General features: G+C 67.5%; 10 protein-coding genes. 1 reads left to right on the forward strand and 9 read right to left on the reverse strand.

Features of this window, described 5'->3' with window-relative positions; genetic code table 11:
• Positions 1-37: 37 nt before the first annotated feature.
• The 7 genes from JDV75_RS02780 to JDV75_RS02810 form a co-directional block, all read right to left on the reverse strand.
• Positions 38-3634, reverse strand: a complete 3597-nt coding sequence (locus JDV75_RS02780; protein WP_418884371.1) for a translation initiation factor IF-2 N-terminal domain-containing protein — start codon at positions 3632-3634, stop codon at positions 38-40.
• 938 nt (positions 3635-4572) lie between these two features.
• Positions 4573-4983 (reverse strand): nucleoside-diphosphate kinase, encoded by a 411-nt coding sequence (gene ndk, locus JDV75_RS02785; RefSeq protein ID WP_198737743.1) that lies wholly within the window; start codon positions 4981-4983, stop codon positions 4573-4575.
• A gap of 49 nt (positions 4984-5032) precedes the next feature.
• A complete protein-coding gene (locus JDV75_RS02790) occupies positions 5033-5554 on the reverse strand; it encodes a hypothetical protein (protein ID WP_198737744.1) in 522 nt (173 codons plus the stop codon).
• A gap of 20 nt (positions 5555-5574) precedes the next feature.
• Positions 5575-6012: a DUF4233 domain-containing protein gene (locus JDV75_RS02795; RefSeq protein WP_198737745.1), complete on the reverse strand. Its 438-nt coding sequence runs from the start codon at positions 6010-6012 to the stop codon at positions 5575-5577.
• Positions 6009-7586 (reverse strand): bifunctional tetrahydrofolate synthase/dihydrofolate synthase, encoded by a 1578-nt coding sequence (gene folC, locus JDV75_RS02800; RefSeq protein WP_198737746.1) that lies wholly within the window; start codon positions 7584-7586, stop codon positions 6009-6011. The genes JDV75_RS02795 and folC overlap by 4 nt, the downstream gene beginning before the upstream one ends.
• 2 nt (positions 7587-7588) lie before the next feature.
• A complete protein-coding gene (locus tag JDV75_RS02805; protein WP_198737747.1) occupies positions 7589-10312 on the reverse strand; it encodes a valine--tRNA ligase in 2724 nt (907 codons plus the stop codon).
• 102 nt (positions 10313-10414) lie between these two features.
• Entirely contained in the window at positions 10415-11389 is a 975-nt protein-coding gene (locus tag JDV75_RS02810) for a malate dehydrogenase (protein ID WP_198737748.1), read from the reverse strand.
• Between the two features lie 559 nt (positions 11390-11948).
• On the opposite strand from JDV75_RS02810, the gene JDV75_RS02815 reads away from it, so the two are divergent.
• A complete protein-coding gene (locus JDV75_RS02815; RefSeq protein WP_198737749.1) occupies positions 11949-12686 on the forward strand; it encodes a TetR/AcrR family transcriptional regulator in 738 nt (245 codons plus the stop codon).
• A 91-nt stretch (positions 12687-12777) separates the two neighbouring features.
• Here JDV75_RS02815 and clpX read toward each other — a convergent pair whose 3' ends face one another.
• Entirely contained in the window at positions 12778-14052 is a 1275-nt protein-coding gene (gene clpX / locus JDV75_RS02820) for an ATP-dependent Clp protease ATP-binding subunit ClpX (protein ID WP_198737750.1), read from the reverse strand.
• A gap of 141 nt (positions 14053-14193) precedes the next feature.
• Entirely contained in the window at positions 14194-14826 is a 633-nt protein-coding gene (locus JDV75_RS02825; RefSeq protein ID WP_198737751.1) for an ATP-dependent Clp protease proteolytic subunit, read from the reverse strand.
• Between the last annotated feature and the right edge of the window lie 8 nt (positions 14827-14834).

Below are 14834 nucleotides of genomic sequence, written 5' to 3' on the forward strand. Positions count from 1 at the left end.
AAAGACTACCGCCCCGGACAGTCAAAAGACAAACCCACTACCGCTTTCCCGGGGCTTTCCGGATGACACGCCGACGACCGCGCTGTCCCCGCTTCGGGCTTTCAGCTGTGGAGCTGTCCTCGGTGGGTGTCTGCGACGCGGCACTGTCGACGGATTCACCGGTGGGGGTGTCCCCCTCCGGATCCCGTGCCTCGGCGGCGGGGGCGGCGATCCGGCGGACGATACGGCGTCGGCCCCGACGCAGCTTCTTCACCTGGACGCCGCCACCGGTCGATTCCGCGGGTGCCTGTGCCGCCGGAGCGTCCGCCGTCGGAGTCTCTGCGGCTGCGTCCGCCTCCGTGTCGCGGGTCCCGGATTCAGCTTCGGCTTCCGCCATCTGCTTCTTCGTCAGGCGCTTCGTCACCCTGCGGCGACCACGGCGCCCCGTCGTGCCCTCATCCGTGGATGCGGTGTCCGGGTCCTGCGCCACGGGCGTGGCGGTGTTGCCCTCGGCAGGCGTCTGCTCATCCTGGCCTTCGTCGGCCGTGGGGCCACCGGTGTCGGTGTCGTCCGGGATCGGCCGCACGTTCTTCGCGATGCGGCGGCGTTCCCGGCGCGCCGCGGACGCGGAGCGCTCCTGCCGGGTCCCGTCGGAGTCCTGCTCCTGGTCCGCGTTGCGACGGGCAGGCTTCTCGGTGGGGTCACCGTCGCGGTGCACCTCCTCGATGTCCTCATCGGCCAGCGGGCCCGAGACGTAGTCGGAGCGCTTCGGCGGGAAATCGGACACGGAGTTTCCGCGGGTCCGACGCTTGCGGCGCGGCGACGCCTCGAACGCGTCCAGCGCTTCGCGGTAGCTGTCCGCGGGCAGGTAGTCGGAGCCCGACGGCTCGTCGGGGTCCTCCGCACCGGCCAGTGCGACCGCCGCCGCAGCGATGGACTCGACGCTGTTGGTCTCCTCCGCGTGATCATCGTCCCGGTCGGACCGCTGCGCGGGTTCCCGGCGGGATTCCTCCCGGGAATCGGAGCGCTCGTCCTCTTCGTGCGGTGTGCGGGTGGTACGCCGGCGGGTGCGGCGACCACGGCGCGGTCGGTTCTCCCGGTCCTCGTGGGCGTCGGTTCGATCCTGGTCTTCCCGGGAATCGCCGTCGGTGGCGCTGTGCGTGTCAGCGACGACCTCATCGCCGGACTCTTCGCCGCTGTCCCCGCCGGTGCCGGTACCGGAGCGTCGGGTGCCACGGCGACCGCGGCGGGAGGAACCGGAGCGGGTGTGCTGCGTCCCGTTGTCCTTCTCCTCGTCGTCGGTCGCGACCACGGCATCAGCGAGTTCCTCGATCGACGGAGACGTGGCGTCCCGGTCATCGTCGTGCTCTGCTTCGCTGTGATCCTTGTGCAGGGCCACGGCTGCGGGGTGCTCGGCCGGGCGACGTACCGGCTGTTCCTCGGAACCCGCGCCCTTGCGGCCACGGCGGGAACGCTGCGGCTCATCCTCGTGCTCGACGGGATCGGCGTGGATCACGAGACCACGGCCGTCACAGGTCTCGCACTCGGTGGAGAAGGTCTCCAGGAGTCCGGTGCCGAGCTTCTTGCGGGTCATCTGGACCAGGCCCAGCGACGTGACCTCGCTGACCTGGTGGCGGGTGCGGTCACGGCCGAGCGCCTCGGTGAGGCGGCGCAGCACGAGATCCTGGTTTTCCGGGAGGACCATGTCGATGAAGTCGACGACGATCATCCCGCCGATGTCGCGCAGGCGCATCTGGCGGACGATCTCCTCGGCCGCCTCCAGGTTGTTCTTGGTGACGGTCTCCTCGAGGTTTCCGCCCGACCCGGTGAACTTCCCGGTGTTGACGTCGATGACGGTCATGGCCTCGGTGCGGTCGATGACCAGGGAGCCGCCGGACGGCAGCCACACCTTGCGGCTCAGTGCCTTCTGCAGCTGCTCGTCGATGCGGTAGTGCTCGAACACGTCGACGCCACCGTTGGCGTTCGCGTCGTAGCGCTTCATGCGCTCCTCGAGATCGGGCGCGACGGAGCGGATGTAGGCGTTGACTGTGTTCCAGGACTTGTTGCCCTCGACGACGAGCGCGTCGAAGTCCTCGTTGAACAGGTCGCGGACGACCTTGACCAGCATGTCCGGCTCCTCGTAGAGGGTGACCGGCTTCGAGCCCTTGGACTTCTTCTCCTGCTTGATCTTCTCCTGGATGTCCTCCCAGAGGGAGTGCAACCGGTTGACGTCCGCCGCGATCTCCTTCTCGTGGACACCCTCGGCGGCGGTGCGGATGATCGCCCCACCGCTGGAGGGAACGACCTCCTTCAGGATCGCCTTGAGACGTTTGCGTTCGGTCTCCGGGAGTTTCCGGGAGATACCCGCGCTGCGGCCACCGGGTACGTAGACGAGGAAGCGTCCGGCGAGGGAGATCTGGGTGGTCAGGCGGGCACCCTTGTGCCCGACCGGGTCCTTGGTGATCTGGACGAGTACCTGGTCGCCGGAGTGCAGCGCATGCTCGATGCGGCGGGAGCGGCCGCCGAGACCGGCGGACTTCCAGTCGACCTCACCGGCGTAGAGCACGCCGTTGCGACCCTTGCCGATGTCGATGAAGGCGGCCTCCATGGAGGGCAGGACGTTCTGGACGCGCCCGAGGTAGATGTTGCCGACCATGGACGACTGGGTCTCGGACGTGACGAAGTGCTCGACGAGCAGATCATCCTCGAGGACACCGACCTGGGTGACGGATCCGGGGTGGTCCGTGCGGGCCTTCTCCCGCACGACCATGGTGCGCTCGACGGACTCGCGGCGGGCGAGGAACTCCGCCTCGGAGACGACGTGCCGCTTCTTGCGGCCCTCCTCGCGTAGTTCGGTCCGCCGGCGTCGTTGCGCCTCGAGGCGCGTGGATCCCTTCAGCGCGACGGGTTCATCGGGGAGATCCGTCGTGTCGTCGGTGTCGTCGCCGTCGCCGGATTTCTTCGATGCCTTGTTACGGTCGTTGCCGTTGTCGTTGTCGGCCTCGTCGCCGCCTCGGCCGCGGCCCTTTCCGCGGCGGCCACGGCGCTTGCGCTTGCCGCCTCCCTCGGAGTCGTCGTCGCCGGAGTCGTCGTCCTGGTCTTCCGCGTACCCACTGGTCTCCGCGGGTGTGGGCGGCAGGAACACGGGTGCGATGAACGCCGGGGTCTCCGGGGCCGGGGTGACATCGGAGACGACGTCCCGGAGCAGCTCGGCCCCCTTCTCCTCGCGGACCGCTTCCTCGATGTCGATGCGTGCGGCCGTGGCTGCGGGTGCCTCTCCGTCGTCCTCGGTGTCGGGCTCGCTGTCGGCGAGTTCGCGCTCGACCTTCTCCTCGATCTGGTGGATCTCGTTGGCGACGTTCTTCTCCACCCGTGCCCGGATCTTCTCGACGGGTTCCCCGCTGGGGGGTTCGGGGGCGTCTTCGGCGGGGACCGCCAGAACATCGAGCAGACGGTTCGCTTCCTCTGCGCTCAGCGAGGACTGCGCGACCTTCACCAGACCCATCTTGTCGAGGGTGAGGATGAGGTCCTTCGACGTCGTGGCGAGGAGCTTCGCCAAGATGTGGACGCGGGTCTTCGGCCCCAGTTTGGACCGGTCGAACTCGGCGGCGAGTCGCGCGGTCGCGTCGGCGGGCACGTCGGCTGCAGCCGCGATCTCCGCTGGGGCGGGCGCTGTCCCGGGCTTGCGGGTGACGCGCCGCCGCGCTGCCTTCTTCGGCTTTCCGGCGGATTCTTCAGCTGCGTCCGGTGCTGCGGCAGCGGCTTTCCCCCGCTTTTTCGCGGATGCCGGGGAACCGGTGCTCTTCCGGCTGTCGCCTGTCTCCTTCGCGGTCGCGCCGTTCTCTGCGGCCGTGTTCTCGTCTGTCGTCGCCTTCTTCGCGGCGGACTCTTTCCGGGGGGCCGCCTTCTTCGTGGCCGATTTCCGGATGGAGCGCTTCTTCGCCGGGGCTTTTCCGGTGTCGGTTTCGCCTGCGGTACCTGTGGAGTCCGCGGCCGGGGTGGTTGCCTTCCGGGTGCTCTTGCGGACACGCTTGGCGGGGGCCGCGGTCTCCTTCACGGAAGTGTCACCGGAATCGGTGGTTCCGGTGTCCGCGGACTGTGCCTCAGCCTTCGCGGGAGCTGCCTTCTTCGTCGTCCGCTTCGCGGTCCGGCGGGTTTTCTTCGGTTCTGTACCGGTGGTCTCGGCCACGGGGTCTCCTCTGGTATCGACTTCCCCGGGCGCTGGCAGGACACATGTGTTCATGTTCGTCTCGTCTGGTGTTCCTGCCGCCGCCGCGCGGGGTGAAAAAGTCTTTAATTGTCGTGTGCTCATCTAAAAGTGTGTCTCTCGCGGCATCCGCTGCGTTCCAGCGATACCCGTCAGGGCGCGAACGAAGCAACGCGGAGCCGGGTCCATTGTCGCACACATCCGGCACCCGTCCCCTCATTCAGAGCGCTCCACGTACGGAGTGGGGCACGACCAGCGGGTCAGTTTCTTAAGCTGCCCTTCGTTCACCCCCGAATTCCGGTGGCCGGATCGGATGACGAAACGAACGCCCCGCACCCACCGTGGTGACGGGGGAACGGGGCGGAGGTTCTACGGGAGCGTTCGGATCAGAGGTTCGGGAACCAGATGCCGATCTCGCGCTCTGCGGACTCGGGGGAATCGGAGCCGTGGACGACGTTGGTCGCGACATCCAGGGCGAAGTCACCACGGATGGTGCCCGGGGTGGCCTTGGCCACCGGGTCGGTCCCGCCTGCGAGCTGGCGCCAGGCCTCGATCGCGCGGGGTCCCTCGACGACACCGGCGACCAGCGGAGCGGAGGTGATGAAGTCGACGAGCTCTCCGAAGAAGGGCTTGTCGGTGTGCTCGGCGTAGTGCTTCTCGGCGGTCTCGCGGTCGGTGACGCGAAGATCCATCGCGACGAGCTTGAGGCCCTTGCGCTCGATGCGGTTGATGATGTCGCCGACGAGGCCACGCTCGACGCCGTCCGGCTTGATCAGGATGAGTGTACGTTCAGTCATGCCGCGAATCCTACCGAACCGAAACGGAAAAAGACGCACCGCAGGGGTGTCAGAGGTCCTTGACCACCCGGGCGGCGTCCGCGATGGTCAGCTGCGGGACCTTCTCCCTCAGTGCCTTCGCGGCCTGTGGGATGTCGCCCCCGTCGCGGATCCGGGTGATCTCCCGGTAATCGGTGGTGATCATTCCTACCTGATCGGTCTCCTCTCCCGCGGCACCCTTACCGGGGGCCGCGGGGAGGGAGTCGACGATGGTCTCCGCGGTCTTCAGGTTCGGCCACGGCGGAGAGTTCCGGAAGACGGCGATCGCCGGGTTCCTCCGCCCCTCGCCCTTCAGCCGGATGGCTTCCTCGCGGAGCGCGGGATCCAGGGGAACACCGACGGCGGCGACGGCGGCGGTCGATTCCCGCTTCCTGCGCCACCCCTCGAGGGCTCCCATGGCGACGCCGCAGGCGAGGAACATGGCGACGCCAATCCCCCGGTGACCGTCCAGCATGAGATAGCCGCCCCACAGGCAACCGATACCGAACACGAAATAAAGGACGCCGATCAGGCGCCGGATGGAAAGGCTCATGAATCCAGTCTATGCCCCGACTACGTGTGCTGGGTGACCAGGAGGCCGCGACGCATCCTTTCGAGGAGGACCTTGCGCAGATGCATGATGTAGAGCCAGACGGCGACGAAGATGAGCGCCATGACACCCATGGAGTAGTGCACGAAGAAACCCGCGACCGCGGCCATCTGCAGCACCCAGTTGACGGGCATGGCCCAAGAGCGCTTCTGCATGAAGGCCACGAGGAACATGGCCACACCGACGACCGTGACGTACACCCAGTTGAACGTGGTCCAGTGGGAACCGTTGTCCACCCGCGCGATGACGGTCAGGACGAGGAGCAGGGAGATCGACTCCATGACCAGCGTGCCCGCCATGACGCCCCGCAGGCCCTTCATCGGGTCCTTCGCGGGAGCGTGCCCCGGGCCGAGGGGACCGTATTCGATCTCCTCCCCGCCCTTCTTCCTCTTGTCCGTCATGACGGTTCCTTTCCGAACAGCGTGCGGGCCTCGCCTGCGGTGACGACGGAGCCCGTGATCAGGACGCCGGAACCGGAGACCGCCTCACCGGGGGCGTCGGTCTCCTCGGCGAGCGCCACCGCGGTCTCCACCGCGGCGGGCAGGTTCTCGTCGACGTGGACCCGTTCGTCGCCGAAGATCTCCCGGGCGTATTCGGCCAGCTCGTGACAGTCGAGTGCGCGGGGCGACGTGGACTGCGTGCAGACGACCTCGCTGACGTGGGGTTCGAGTTCGGTGAGGATACCGCGGGCGTCCTTGTCCCCGAAGCACCCGATGACGGCGATGAGGCGGCGGAAGTCGAAGTCCCGGTCGAGTGCCTGCCCGAGGGCCTTCGCGCCGTGCGGATTGTGGGTCGCGTCGACGAACACCGTCGGCGTCGAGCGGACCCGTTCGAGCCGTCCGGGCGAGGCGACGGTTCCGAACCCCTCCCGGACGGTGTCCTTGTCGAGTTGACGCCCGGCACCGGCACCGAAGAAGGCCTCCACCGCGGCGAGCGCACAGGCGGCGTTGCGCGCCTGGTGGGCGCCGGACAGCGGCAGGAAGATGTCCTCGTAGTCGCCGCCGAGGCCGCGCAGGGTGAGCTGCTGGCCGCCCACGGCGACGGTGGATTCGACGACGCCGAACTCGAGGCCCTCGCGGGCGACGGCGGCGTCGGTCTCAACGGCCCGCCCGAGGACGACCTTCAGTGCCTCGGGGTGTTGTTCGGCGACGATGGCTATGTTCTCCCGCGGGGAGAGCACGTCGTCCTCGTCGACCGTGCGGGGTTTGATGATGCCGGACTTCTCTCCGGCGATCTCCGTCAGCGTCTCCCCCAGGTAGTCGGTGTGGTCGAGGCCGATCGGGGTGATCACCGCGACGTCGGACTCGATGACGTTCGTGGCGTCCCAGGTCCCGCCCATGCCGGTCTCCACGACGGCGACATCGACGGGGGCGTCGGCGAAGGCGGCGTAGGCCATGGCGGTGAGCACCTCGAACTTGCTCATCTGCGGCCCGCCCTCCTTCTTCGAGGCGGCATCGACGATCTCGACGTAGGGTTTGATCTCGCGCCACAGCGCGCAGTAGGTCCGGGGGTGGATGGGGGCGCCGTCGACGGCGATGCGTTCGGTGACGAGCTGCAGGTGCGGACTGGTGGTGCGCCCGGTCCTGCGGTGGAAGGCACGCAGCAGGGATTCGATCATCCGGACGACGGAGGTCTTTCCGTTCGTTCCGGCGACCTGGATCGCGGTGAAGCTGCGCTCGGGGTTGCCGAGCAGATCCATCAGCCGGGTCATCCGGTCGAGTGTGGGATCGATCTTCGTCTCGGGCCAGCGCAGGTCGAGTTCGGCCTCGACGGCCGCGAGGTCGGCGAGGTCCTCCGGGGTGATCGCGTCATCCGCCGGGGGATTCGTCGGGGCGTGGACGTCGATGGGCAGGACGAGGCCAGCCTCGTCGACGCCGAGCTCACCGGCCTGCGCCGCGGCTGCGGCGTCGGCCGGGGTGTCGCGGGGCCGGGTGCCCTCGAAGCCGGAGCCGGTGGGGTCGATGGTGTCGGACATGTCTACCCGAGCTCCTTCAGCCGGAGGGTGATGCGCTCGACTTCCTCGGCGGCGACGCGCTGCCGTTCGCGGATCTTGTCCACGACGGCCTCGGGTGCCTTCGCCAGGAAGTTGTCGTTGCCGAGTTTCTTGCCGGTGGTCTCGAGTTCCTTCTGCGCGATGGCCAGATCCTTGTCGAGGCGCTTGCGCTCGGCGGCGACGTCCACGGTCCCGGAGGTGTCGAGTTCGACGGTGATGGTGGCCTGTGACAGGCGTACCTCGAGGGACGCGGACGGTGTGAACCCGGCGTCGGGCTCCTCGACGCGCACGAGTGAGCGCACGGCGGGCGCCAGGGCGTCGAGGTCGGCGGCCGCGAAGTCGATGCGGGCCGGGACCTTCTGCGAGGGCTTTAGTCCCTGGTCCGAGCGGAAGCGGCGGATCTCGGTGATGAGCTTCTCGGCGTCCGCGATCCGGCGCGCGGCGGTCTCGTCGACGGCCGCCCCGTCGGTGGTGTCCGTCGCGGTCGGCCAGTCCGCGATGACGAGGGACTCGCCGTCGGTGAGGGCCTTCCAGAGGGTCTCCGTGACGAACGGGATCGCCGGATGCAGCAGGCGCAGGACGACGTCGAGGACGGTGCCGAGGACGAGCTGGGTGTTCCGGCCTCGGGTGACCTCCTCCCCGGAGGCCGCTTCGAAGTCCCGCGGGATCTGGACCTTGGCGATCTCGAGGTACCAGTCACACAGTTCACCCCACGCGAACTGGTACAGGGCCTCGTTGGCCTTGGCGAACTGGTAGTCGTCCAGCTGGCGGTCCACGTCGGCGCGGACCTGCTCGAGGCGGTCGAGGATCCAGCGGTCGGCGTCGGTGAGTTCGGCGCGTGCGGGCAGCTCACCGACGCGGGCGCCGTTCATCAGCGCGAAACGGGTGGCGTTGAACAGTTTGGTGGCGAAGTTCCTGGAGGACTGCGCGGAGTCCTCGCCGATGGGCAGGTCCGTACCCGGGTTCGCACCCCGGGCGAGGGTGAACCGCAGGGCGTCGGCGCCGAAGCGCTCGACCCAGTCCATCGGGTCGATGCCGTTGCCGAGGGACTTGCTCATCTTCCGTCCCCTCTCGTCGCGGACGAGGCCGTGGAGGAAGAGATCGGTGAACGGGATCTGGGGCCGGCCGCCGTCGGCGGTACCCAGGTCGCTGTCGTCGAGAGTGGCGGCGAAGGTCGCGAACATCATCATCCGGGCGACCCAGAAGAACAGGATGTCGTAGCCCGTGACGAGGACGGAGGTCGGATAGAACTTCTCCAGCTCCGGGGTCTTCTCCGGCCAGCCCATCGTGGAGAACGGCCACAGTGCGGAGGAGAACCAGGTGTCGAGGACGTCGGGGTCCTGGACGTAGCCCTCGGGCGCGGTCTCGTCGGGTCCGACGCAGACGACGTCGCCGTCGGGGCCGTACCAGATCGGGATGCGGTGGCCCCACCACAGCTGGCGGGAGATGCACCAGTCGTGCATGTCGTCGACCCACGCGAAGTAGCGGGGCTCCTGGCTCGCCGGGTGGATGGTGGTGTCGTGCTCACGCACCGCGTCGCCGGCCATCTCCGCGAGCTTGTCGACCTTGACGAACCACTGCTCGGACAGTCGCGGCTCCACGGGCTCACCGGAGCGCTCCGAGTGGCCGACGGAGTGGACGTAGGGGCGCTTCTCCGCGACGACGCGGCCCTGTTCGGCGAGCGCCTCCCGGATCTTCACCCGCGCTTCGGCGCGGTCGAGCCCGTCGAACTCCGTGCCGGTGCCGGCGATGTGCCCGGTGTCGTCCATGACGTCCGGCATCGGCAGATCGTGGCGGAGGCCGAGGGCGTAGTCGTTCGGGTCGTGGGCCGGGGTGATCTTCACGGCGCCGGTGCCGAACTCGGGGTCGACGTAGTCGTCGGCGACGATGACCAGTTCGCGGTCCGGCAGCAGCGGGTGCGGCAGCGTCGTGCCCACGAGACCGGCGTAGCGCTCATCGTCGGGGTGCACGGCGACGGCGACGTCGCCGAGGATAGTCTCGACACGGGTGGTGGCGACGACGACGTGCGGCTCGGAGTCGTCGAGGGAGCCGTAGCGGATCGAGACCAGCTCGCCCTCGACGTCCTTGTAGACGACCTCGATGTCACTGACCGCGGTCTGCAGGACCGGGGACCAGTTGACGAGGCGGTGCGCGCGGTAGATCATGCCGCGGTCGTAGAGGTTCTTGAAGATGGTCTGGACCGCGCGGGACAGCCCCTCGTCGAGGGTGAACCGCTCCTTGGACCAGTCGACGGAGTCACCGATGGCGCGCATCTGGGAACCGATGACCCCGCCGTAGCGGGACTTCCACTCCCAGACCTTGTCGACGAACTCGTCCCGGCCGTAGTCGTGCCGGTCCTTCCCCTCGGTCTCCTTGAGGTGGGCCTCCACCTTCGTCTGGGTCGCGATGCCGGCGTGGTCCATGCCGGGGAGCCAGAGGACCTCGTAGCCCTGCATCCGCTTGCGGCGGGCCAGGGCGTCCATGAGCGTGTGGTCGAGGGCGTGGCCCATGTGCAGCTGACCCGTGACGTTCGGCGGGGGCAGAACGATGGAGAATCCCGGTTTCGGCGAATCGGCGTCGGCGGTGAAGTAGCCGGCGTTCACCCAACCCCTGTACAGCTCAGCCTCGACCGCTTTCGGGTCCCAGCTCTTCGGGAGCTTGTCGGCGCGGTTGTCCTGGTTCTCATTCTGTGAAGTCACACCGCCCATCTTAGAGGGTGACCCGGGGTACGCAGCGAAGCAGGGCGAACGCCCCGCCGACCCGGGAGAACCGGATGGACGGGGCGTTCATGGAACGGACGGAGCGGCGGATCAGAGCAGATCGGACACGGCATCGCGCTCGCCGAGGAGTTCCTCGATGTTCGCGTCGATCCGGGCGCGCTGGAAATCGTTGATCTCGAGTCCGTCGACGATCTCCCAGGCACCGTTGCGGCTGACCGTCGGCAGGCCGAAGAGCAGGCCCTCGGGCACGCCGTAGGAGCCGTCGGAGGGAACCGCGGCACTGGACCACTTGTCGGTGCCGTTGATCCAGTCGTGCATGTGGTCGACGGCGGCCGATGCCGCGGACGCGGCCGAGGACTTGCCGCGGACCTCGATGATCTCGGCGCCGCGCTTGGCCACCCGCGGGATGAACTCGTCGACGTACCAGTCACGGTCGACCAGCTCGCTGACCTTCTCCCCGCCGACGGTGGCGTAGGTGATGTCGGGGAACTGGGTTGCGGAGTGGTTGCCCCAGATGACCAGGTTCTCGAACTCGGTCGAGGACCGGTCGAGCTTGGTGGCCAGCTGGCTCAGCGCACGGTTGTGGTCCAGGCGCATCATCGCGTTGAACCGGTCCGCCGGAACATCCGGCGCGGCGGCCTTGGCGATCAGGGCGTTGGTGTTGGCGGGGTTGCCGACGACCAGGACGCGGATGTCATCGGCGGCGTGGTCGTTGATGGCCTTGCCCTGCGGCCCGAAGATCTTGCCGTTGGCGGTGAGCAGGTCACTGCGCTCCTCGCCCTTTCCGCGCGGCTTGGCGCCGACGAGGAATGCCGCGGAAGCACCGTCGAAGGCCGTGGCCGCGTCATCCGTGATGCGGATGTCGCGGAGCAGCGGGAACGCGGAGTCCAGGAGCTCCATGGCGACGCCCTCCGCCCCACCGAGGGCCGGGGTGATCTCCAGGAGGTTGAGCTCGATCGGGGTGTCCTTGCCGTAGACGTCGCCGTTGGCGATCCTCCACAGCAGCGAGTAGGCGATCTGGCCTGCGGCACCGGTGACGGTGATCTTCTTGGCTTGAGTGGTCATAGGTTGAATCATCCTCTTCTCGTCGTCGCCCGGGCACCGGATTTTTCCGGCGGGGCGCGGTTAAAGTCTGTGTGACGTCAGCCCACTGAAAGCCCACTGAAGGTCCACTCGGGCGCGCCGCCGGTGAGGACGGTGGCACGGGCACACGCGGCGGGAGGGCGTCGCACACCATCCAGGGTAACCCTGAAGCTGTGGTTCCGCCGTCGATGAGCCGATGCCGGCCGTGTGAAGGTGCACACCCCGGTCGCCGCAGGATCGACGGTCCCACGGCCAGCCACCCCCACCCACCCACGATCCCAACATCTTACCTGCGCTTTTCGGGATTCCGGCAGATCAGCGCACCCCGCCAACGGGATTTAAGGCACGATGAAACATAGCGACCCCAACTGCCCGGTACGCCTGCACGGGCACACCGCTTTTACCGCCGGCGCGTCTCCGCATCCGCGAGTGGGGTTGATTCACGTTAACGGCGCACTGACGACCGGGGCCGTACCCGGAAGGTCAGGCGCGCGTACGCCGTGGCACGGTGTACGCCACTTTTCTGGAAAGGACTACGGGAATGAGCCGTCCCCCCGCTGACACCGAAACCCCCGGCACGACCGCGGAGCAGGTCGTCGCCGTCGCGATGGAGAGCTTCGCGCGAAACGGATTCGAGGACACCCGGCTGGAGGCGATCGCGCAGGAATCGGGCATGTCCAAGCGGATGATTCACTACCACTTCGGGGACAAACGTAACCTCTACGTGCAGGCCCTGCTCCGGGCGGTCACCCTCATCCGACCCGACGCGAGCGAGATGGAGATGCCGTCCACCGTCCCCGTCGACGGCATCCGCAAGGTTGTCGGGGTGATCTGCCGCCGGATGTTCGCGGAGCCGTCCGCCGCCCGGCTGATCCTGCTGGAGAATCTCTTCGGCCACGCCGACATCACCGCGGCATCACCACTCGCCGACCAGTCTGCCGTTCTGCTCGCCCTCGACCGACTGCTGATGCTCGGTCAGGATGCGGGGGCCTTCCGCCCCGGAATATCGGCCCTCGACATCTACACGATCATCTCTTCCCTGTGCGCCTTCCGCACCTCCAACCGGGACACCTACCTCAACCTCTACGACGTCGATCTCGCGGACGGCGTGAACACCGCCGGGCTCGAGCGCCTCGCCGTCGACACGGTGCTGTCATTCCTCACCTCGAACATGTCGGGTGCCGGGACGATGAGCTACCTGTCCGTCGGCGCCCGGGAGTTCTCCGATGAGCACGACTCCGGAACCTCGAGCATCTACGGCGAGACCGACACGCTCTAGGCGGAACTCAACGCGGGACAGGGCCCCACGATCGGAACTGATCGTGGGGCCCTGTCTGTCGCTCTGGTCGCTCTATGTCTCCGTCACCGGTTCACGCGGTTTTCTCACTGGAACCCGGGATGAGCTCCGGGGTCGCGGTGCCGCGGGCGACCTCGGCCGTGATCACGCATTCGGCGATGTCCTCGCGGTCCGGGAGTTCGTACATCACGGGGACGAGGATCTCCTCCATGATCGCCCGAAGACCGCGGGCCCCGGTCTTGCGCTCGAGGGCGAGCTCGGCCACCGCGTCGAGGGCTTCATCGGTGAAGGTGAGCTGGACGCCGTCCATCTCGAACAACCGCTCGTACTGGCGGATCAGTGAGTTCTTCGGCTCGGTGAGGACCTTGACCAGCGAGGCCCGGTCCAGGTTCGTCACCGTTGCCACCACCGGCAGCCGCCCGATGAACTCCGGGATCAGGCCGAATTTCACAAGGTCCTCGGGCCGGACCTCACGGAAGATGTCCACCGACTCGTCCTCGTGGAGGGAGCGGACCTGCGCACCGAACCCGAGGCTGCGCTTCCCGACCCGGTCCTGGATGACCTGTTCGAGACCCGCGAAGGCGCCGGCGACGATGAACAGGATGTTGGAGGTGTCGAGCTGGATGAACTCCTGGTTCGGGTGCTTCCGACCGCCCTGCGGCGGGATGGACGCCGTCGTCCCCTCGAGGATCTTCAGCAGCGCCTGCTGCACCCCCTCCCCCGAGACGTCACGGGTGATCGAGGGGTTCTCCGACTTGCGGGAGATCTTGTCCACCTCGTCGATGTAGATGATGCCCCGCTGGGCACGCTGCACGTCGAAGTCGGCGGCCTGCATGAGCTTCAGCAGGATGTTCTCCACGTCCTCGCCGACGTAGCCGGCCTCGGTGAGGGAGGTGGCGTCAGCGATGGCGAAGGGCACGTCGAGCAGTCGCGCCAGAGTCTGGGCCAGGTACGTCTTGCCGGAACCGGTGGGACCGAGCAACAGGATGTTCGACTTCGCCAGCTCGATCTCGTCGTCCCGACCCGAGTTCGACCGGGACTCCTCGGCGCGGATCCGTTTGTAGTGGTTGTAGACCGCGACCGCGAGAATCCGCTTGGCATCGTCCTGGCCGACGACGTAGGTGTCCAGGAACGCGGAGATCTCGGTGGGGCGGGGCAACCGCCCCTCGTTGTCGTCGGTGGCTTCCGCGGACTGGCCCATCTCCTCCTCAATGATCTCATTGCAGAGTTCGATGCACTCGTCACAGATGTAGACCCCACCGCCGGCGATGAGCTTCTTCACCTGTTTCTGGCTTTTCCCGCAGAAAGAACACTTGAGCAGGTCCGAGCTTTCTTGCATATGTGCCATGGCCTTCGGGTAGTCACTCGCATTCTTGAGCCGGGGTACGCGGGATACCCGCGCACATTCGATCCGTCCGCCTCACTCTAGTACCCGGCCCCCACCCCCTTGTCCGAGGCGCGGCCGGGTACCGGTACGAAATATTCGGTCCTAGAGCTGCTTCGACAGCTTCCGGTAGTCGAAGACCTGGTCGATCAGACCGTACTCGACGGCCTCAGGAGCGGTCAGGATCTTGTCGCGGTCGGTGTCGATGCGGATCTGCTCCGCGGAGCGACCGGTGTGTTCGGCGAGGGTGGTCTCCATCAGGGTGCGCATCCGCTCGATCTCCCGGGCCTGGATCTCCAGATCGGAGACCTGCCCCTGCACGCCACCCGTCGCGGGCTGGTGGATCAGGATCCGGGCGTTCGGCAGCGCGGCGCGCTTACCCGGCGAGCCCGCGGCGAGCAGCACGGCGGCTGCGGAGGCGGCCTGCCCGAGGCACACCGTCTGCACGTCGGGCCGGACGTACTGCATCGTGTCGTAGATCGCCATCAGCGAGGTGAAGGACCCACCCGGGGAATTGATGTACATGGTGATGTCCCGATCGGGATCCTGGCCCTCGAGGACCAGCAGCTGCGCCATGATGTCGTTCGCCGAGGCATCGTCCACCTGCGTCCCGAGGAAGATGATCCGCTCCTCGAACAGCTTGTTGTAGGGGTTGGACTCCTTCGCGCCGTAAGCCGAGTGCTCCACGAAGCTGGGCAGCACATAGCGGGCGGAGGGCATCTGCATTCCGTTGCTCATAACTCTTG

Origin of the sequence: Corynebacterium meridianum, from assembly GCF_016342265.1 — a bacterium.
Classification (GTDB): domain Bacteria; phylum Actinomycetota; class Actinomycetes; order Mycobacteriales; family Mycobacteriaceae; genus Corynebacterium; species Corynebacterium meridianum.